At 41.1% G+C, this 6,295-nt stretch carries 4 protein-coding genes; 2 read left to right on the forward strand and 2 right to left on the reverse strand.

Features of this window, described 5'->3' with window-relative positions; all coding sequences use genetic code 11:
* Nucleotides 1-156 precede the first annotated feature (156 nt).
* Nucleotides 157-2,532: a type I DNA topoisomerase gene (gene topA / locus E1176_RS08210; protein ID WP_155210128.1), complete on the reverse strand. Its 2,376-nt coding sequence runs from the start codon at nucleotides 2,530-2,532 to the stop codon at nucleotides 157-159.
* Nucleotides 2,533-2,677: 145 nt separating this feature from the next.
* Here topA and E1176_RS08215 point away from each other — a divergent pair, with 145 nt between their 5' ends.
* Together E1176_RS08215 and E1176_RS08220 are read left to right on the forward strand one after the other, a co-directional pair.
* Nucleotides 2,678-3,178 (forward strand): SixA phosphatase family protein, encoded by a 501-nt coding sequence (locus E1176_RS08215; protein WP_155210129.1) that lies wholly within the window; start codon nucleotides 2,678-2,680, stop codon nucleotides 3,176-3,178.
* Nucleotides 3,179-3,306: 128 nt separating this feature from the next.
* A complete protein-coding gene (locus E1176_RS08220) occupies nucleotides 3,307-4,374 on the forward strand; it encodes an agmatinase family protein (RefSeq protein WP_155210130.1) in 1,068 nt (355 codons plus the stop codon).
* Here E1176_RS08220 and E1176_RS08225 read toward each other — a convergent pair.
* Nucleotides 4,364-6,295, reverse strand: a 1,932-nt coding sequence (locus tag E1176_RS08225) for a tetratricopeptide repeat protein (RefSeq protein WP_155210131.1), incomplete at its 5' end; no start/stop codon positions are given. The two genes, E1176_RS08220 and E1176_RS08225, sit on opposite strands and share 11 nt — an antisense overlap.

The raw sequence follows: 6,295 nt of genomic DNA on the forward strand, positions 1-6,295 counted from the left end.
AAGTTTTATGAGTATGATGAGTCAAATGAATTGATAACTCATTATATGGATTGCCGGCATTCACTAGAAACTTGTTGGTGACAACACCAACAAGGGTAAACCAAAAAACCGAGAAGTCTCCTCCTCGGTTTTTCTAGTATTGCTATATAAACATACTTACTTCTTTTTCTTAGCGGACGCTTTGGTGGTGGTTTTCTTGGCAGTGGTTTTCTTAGCTGTTGTCTTCTTAGCTCCACCTCTACCCTTCTTCGCTGGGGCTTTTTCTGCCAGCTCAAGACACTCTTCTAAAGTAAGTTCTTCAGGCTTTTTGTCTTTGGGTATTTTTACGTTCTTTCTACCTACTTTGATGTAAGGGCCATAACGACCATTAAGTACCTGTACATCTGAATTCTCCTCAAATGATTTAATATGCTTGTTAGCATCAGCTTCGCGCTTGGCCTTAATCAACTCTATAGCACGATCAGATTCGATAGTATATGGGTCATCGTCTTTTGGTATAGACACAAACTTGCCATCATGCTTCACATAAGGACCAAATCTGCCTATTGCAGCCTGCATAGGTTTATCCTCAAAAACGCCAATTTCTCTTGGCAGCTTGAATAACTCAAGGGCATCTTCCAATGTAATACTCTCAATAAACTGTCCCTTTCTCAAGCTGGAGAATTTCTTTTCCTCGTCCTCTTCGTCACCTATTTGTACGAGCGGACCGTATTTACCCAGTCTGGCAATTACTTTCTTACCTGATTTTGGATCGGTACCCAACTCTCGTGAACTAGATACCTCTGAGCGCTCGATGTTTTCTGTGGTCTCCACTTTAGAGTGAAACTCTGTGTAGAAATTAGAAATCATCTTGTCCCACTCCATAGCTCCCTGAGCGATCTCGTCAAACTCTTTCTCTACTTCGGCTGTAAAGCTATAGTTGGTGACATTAGGGAAATGCTCGACCAAAAAGTCAGTAACTACCATTGCGATGTTAGTAGGAAAAAGCTTATTTTTCTCAGTACCTGTAATTTCAGATAGGGTCTCAGCCTTTATATCACCGTCCTTTAAATTCACGACAGTGTATTGGCGCTCCTTCCCTTCTCTATATTCTTTGACTACGTAATTTCTTTTCTGAATCGTAGAAATGGTCGGGGCATATGTAGATGGTCTACCGATACCCATTTCTTCAAGTTTCTTCACCAAACTAGCTTCAGTATATCTGGCAGGATGCCTTGTGAAACCTTCTTTGGCCTTCATCGACTCGAGGTCTAATACTTGTCCAACTTTTAACGGAGGCAACATTCCCTTTTGAACTTCGCCCTCTTCCTCGTCATCGGTCGACTCCAGGTAAACAGATAGGAAACCGTCAAATTTCACGACTTCACCAGAAGCGGTAAGTGTCTGATCAGCATTAGAAATGCCAATCTTAGCAGTTGTTTTCTCAATCTCAGCATCAGCCATTTGCGAGGCAATCGCTCTTTTCCAAATCAGCTCATACAAACGCATCCCGTTGCGGTCTGTGCCTGGCTCTGTGTTGGCAAAGTTTGTCGGCCTGATGGCTTCGTGAGCTTCCTGAGCGCCTGATGATTTGGTTTTATACTTTCGGGTTTTGACATATTTATCCCCGTATTCTTTCTTTATTTCACCTACAGCACTTTTTACAGCATCGTCAGAAAGGTTCACAGAGTCTGTTCTCATATAAGAGATAATACCCGCTTCGTAAAGCTTTTGGGCAACACTCATGGTCTGTGCCACTGAAAAACCTAATTTTCTACTGGCTTCCTGCTGCAAGGTTGAGGTCGTAAATGGTGGTGCCGGAGATTTTTTCGAAGGTTTCTTTTGCAAGTCTTCTATAGAAAACTCAGCATCCTTACATTGGTTGAGAAAATCTTCTGCTTCAGCTTGTGTGTCAAACTTAGCTGGCAACTCTGCATTGAGCTTTTTGCCATCACCCAAATCGAAAATAGCAGAAATCTTAAAGGAAGACTTCGGCTTAAACTTATCAATTTCCCGCTCTCTTTCTACAACCAAACGTACAGCTACCGATTGCACTCTACCGGCCGAAAGACCCGTTTTTATTTTCTTCCAAAGTATAGGCGATAATTCAAAACCTACCAATCTATCAAGCACTCGTCTGGCCTGCTGTGCATTTACCAAATCTATGTCAATACCTCTGGGATTTTTGATGGCATTGTCGATAGCATTTTTGGTAATTTCTCTAAATACGATTCTTCTGGTGCGTGCATCATCAAGGCTTAAAGCCTCTTTTAAATGCCATGAAATAGCTTCTCCTTCACGGTCATCATCACTTGCCAGATAGACAGTTTCAGATTCTTTAGCCAGCTTTTTAAGTTGTTTGATCACATCTTTCTTATCTGATGTGATCTCGTAGGTTGGTTTAAAACCATTCTCTTTGTCGATCGCCTTATCTCCTTTTGGCAAATCACGCACATGACCATAACTAGAGGTTACTTTGTAATCTTTACCAAGGTACCCCTCAATGGTCTTTGCCTTAGCAGGCGACTCGACTATTACTAAATTTTTTGACATATATACTTATTATGCTGGCTTTGAAAATTCCAAAGATCAATAAAATTTTTAAAAATAAAATAAAGGCGCGTTTTATTAATTACCTATTTGTTTTTGTAGTTTGACGCGAAATTTCAAATGTAACAAGTCGTCATTCGTAAAAGTTATGAGCAAAACTTTATTTCTATTAAGGCATGCAAGGGCTTCTGACAGGTTAATCGGACAGAAAGATTTTGATCGGGAATTAGACAGTATAGGTCTGCAAAATTCTACGCGCATGGGCATCAACTTTAGTCATAAAGCGGTGCATTTTGACATGATTATGAGCAGTCCGGCTATGAGGGCTAAACAAACCGCCTCCCTGGTATCGGAGCAAATCAAATACGACACCAAGAAAATACACCTCAACGAAGAAATTTACGAAGCATCTGTGCGTACTCTATTACAAGTCATCAACAGGCTTAAGGATGAGTGGACTACTGTACTGATTGTAGCGCATAACCCCTCAATCTCATACCTGGCAGAATACCTCACCGGGTCAGAAATTGGTGATATGACTACTTGTGGCGTATGCCACCTGGAGTTTGAAACCGAAAGCTGGGCCGAAGTATCAGAAGGCACTGGTGAGCTGATCACTTATGAATACCCGGATCTTCTCAATTTTTAAGGTACTTAGATCAATGCTGTATTCTTTCATTCGTCCGACCACTTTGAGTGGTCTGATGAATACTTAGGAATACAAACTGTTAATCGACTGATCGTCTCACTTTGCAAATATTTTGTTTCTTTGCATCCATGCAGAGTAAGGAAGAAATTATCGCCTCTTTTGACCCCAACGGTGTTGCAGCTGGCAATGCTTTATTTGGGCTCCCTTTCGGTTTAGAACATTCTGACCTTGTGATCATCCCTGTACCCTGGGAGGTGACCGTTTCTTACAATGCCGGTACTGCGGATGCTCCAAATGCCATTCTTGAGGCATCCACTCAAGTAGATTTATTTATTAAAGATATTCCCGATGCCTGGCAGATGGGAATTCACTTGCTCGACACACCCGAATCTTTTCAGGAAGAGAACCGAAAATATCGCGACCTGGCGGTCAGGTATATCAATTGGTTGGAAACTAATGAAGAAGACTGGATTTCTGATGAGTTGAAGGTAATACCCAAGGCTGTAGATGAAGTTTCTGAAAAACTAGCGATTTACATAAAGTCTCAGGCCATGAAATGGATGGGCCAGGGCAAACTGGTCGGACTACTTGGAGGCGACCACAGCACTCCTTTGGGTATGATCAAGGCGATGTCTGCTACACATGAAACTTTTGGAATTTTACAGATCGATGCTCATGCCGATTTACGTGAAGCATATGAAGACTTTACTTACTCTCATGCTTCAATCATGTATAATGCCATGCAGATAAAGAATATTTCCAGATTGGTACAAATAGGCATACGTGATTTTTGTGAAGAAGAAATGAATCTGATCAATAAGTCCAACGGTAGAATAGTTACTTATTTTGATGAAGACTTGAAACAGCAACTCTTTGAGGGTGAAACCTGGAAATCAATTTGTGATAGTATTATCGATAAACTCCCTCAGAAAGTATACATCAGTTTTGATATAGATGGTTTAGAGCCGCGCTTCTGCCCTAATACCGGCACTCCTGTACCAGGTGGCCTCACTTATGAGCAAGTCATTTATTTATTTAAGCAGCTGGTAAACTCCGGGCGTGTAATTATAGGTTTCGATTTAAATGAAGTCTCTCCGGGAGAAAGCGAATGGGATGCAAATGTAGGTGCACGTTTACTTTGGCAGATGAGTTGCCTGATGGGCGCCTCTCAAGGCAAGCTACAGCTTAAGGCTTAAAACCGATTACCAATACATCATCGGTTTGCTCTTGGTCTTTCTTCCATTTCTCAAACTCAGAGGCTACAATTTGCTGTTGCTCAGCAAAAGGCTTGCTGTATGCGGCTAGCAAAAGCTGCCTAAAACGTCTGAGCATAAATTTTTTATCAAGCGCACCTCCAAACTGGTCTACATAGCCATCTGTGGTAAGGTAGAATACATCTCCAGGCTTGAAATTGATGACCGTTTCTTTGTAATTAAGATGCGTATCGATGCCATCTCCAATATTTCGCTTGGTTCCTTTTATTTGTTTTAAGTCACCTTCAGTAATGTAAAACAGTGGTCGGTTGGCACCCGCAAAAGTCACTGTATGGGCTTTATGATCAACCGTACAAAGCCCTATATCAAGTCCATGGTCAGCTACATCTTTATTGCTCCGTTGCAGGGCAATACTCATAGATTCATTGAGTTGCTTAAGTATTTCTGACGGAGCAGTGACGTCTTCGCGTCCAACAATATTTTCCAGTGCTGTCATGCCAACTACGGTCATAAAAGCTCCTGCAACACCATGCCCCGTGCAATCTGCCGCTGCGATTATATCAACATCGCCTTTATCGGCATACCAATAGAAATCACCGCTAACTATATCTTTTGGCTTATAAAACACAAAAGACCGAGAAGCTTTATCAATGGGTAATTTGAAGTCCTGCAAAGACTGCTGTACACTCTTTGCATAGTCTATGCTTTCTGTCACCGTTCGGTTTCGCTGCTCAATGATCTTGTTTTTCTTTTCTAAATGCCTTTTTTGAATATTCAGCTGATGCTCATTTTTCTTAATCACCTTATTTTCTCTGTAAATAACCACTGTAAGTCCGATGCCGATTACAGACACAATGATGATCGCAGATATTATTATTCGGTCATTTTTAATTTCTAATTGCTGAAGCCTGCTTTCTACTTTAAGCGTCTCAATTTCTGAGGCCTTCTTTTCGAGTTCATATGCAGTTTCCAGATTGGCTATGCGCTTGCTGTTCTCCTCCTTATGCAAACTGTCTTTGGCAGCTGCATGGAGGCTCAAAAAACTATAGGCCATAAACATATTTTCCTGAGCAAAGTAAGTTTCTGACAATGATCTATAGATAATGGCCAGAATCCTTTTATTATCCGTCTCCTGAGCAGCATCTAAAGCAGTATTGAAGTGATTAATGGCCTCCTCAAAATCTCTATTGGCTTTAAGGACGGATCCTATGTTATGCAAGGCATTGGCCTGCCCGTTGAGGTCGTTATTAAATTTTTCTAAATCTAAAGCACTTTGATAATACGCCATAGCAGAAGCCATATCACCTTGCCTGAAATAGATATTGCCGATATTGTTGAAGGGAACAAATGTTTGATTATGATCTGCTAACTCCTCATAGAGCCTGAGGGATTGTAAATAGTAATCCAGCGCCTCATCATATCGTGACATCGCCTCATATACATTTCCGATATTGTTGAGAGCGCCAATAATTCTACGTTTATTATCTATTTTATAAAACTGCTCATATGCTTGATTAAAATAGTCCAGGGCTTTTTCATAGTCTTCCTTTAGAGAATATACGGTACCAATGTTATTGTAAGTGTTTGCCAGAGCATCTTCAAAGTTGTTTTTATCTTGAATCCGTAGGGCGGAAATGTAGTTATCAAGCGCTTTGTCAAGACTTCCTTGATTTTTAAAAATAACGCCAATGTTATTGTAAGAAGAGGCCTCCCCTGCCCTGTCATTTATTTTCTCTGCCAAAACCAGTGCCTGTCGGGTATAACTCAGCGCCTTTGTGGGGTTATTATTGATGTACTGTTTACACAGCTCATTGAGCACGATTACTTTGCTCCGACCTTCAGCCACATTCAGCTCACGCTCAAGACTATCTACTGTCTGATGGCTGACAGAAGACTGTAATAG

This window comes from Fulvivirga aurantia (assembly GCF_009711475.1).
Lineage (GTDB): Bacteria > Bacteroidota > Bacteroidia > Cytophagales > Cyclobacteriaceae > Fulvivirga > Fulvivirga aurantia.

What these genes read in the sequence shown, in the direction of transcription:
- topA (WP_155210128.1), bottom strand. Translation starts at nt 2,532, where the DNA reads ATGTCAAAAAATTTAGTAATAGTCGAGTCGCCTGCTAAGGCAAAGACC.
- E1176_RS08215 (WP_155210129.1), top strand. Translation starts at nt 2,678, where the DNA reads ATGAGCAAAACTTTATTTCTATTAAGGCATGCAAGGGCTTCTGACAGG.
- E1176_RS08220 (WP_155210130.1), top strand. Translation starts at nt 3,307, where the DNA reads ATGCAGAGTAAGGAAGAAATTATCGCCTCTTTTGACCCCAACGGTGTT.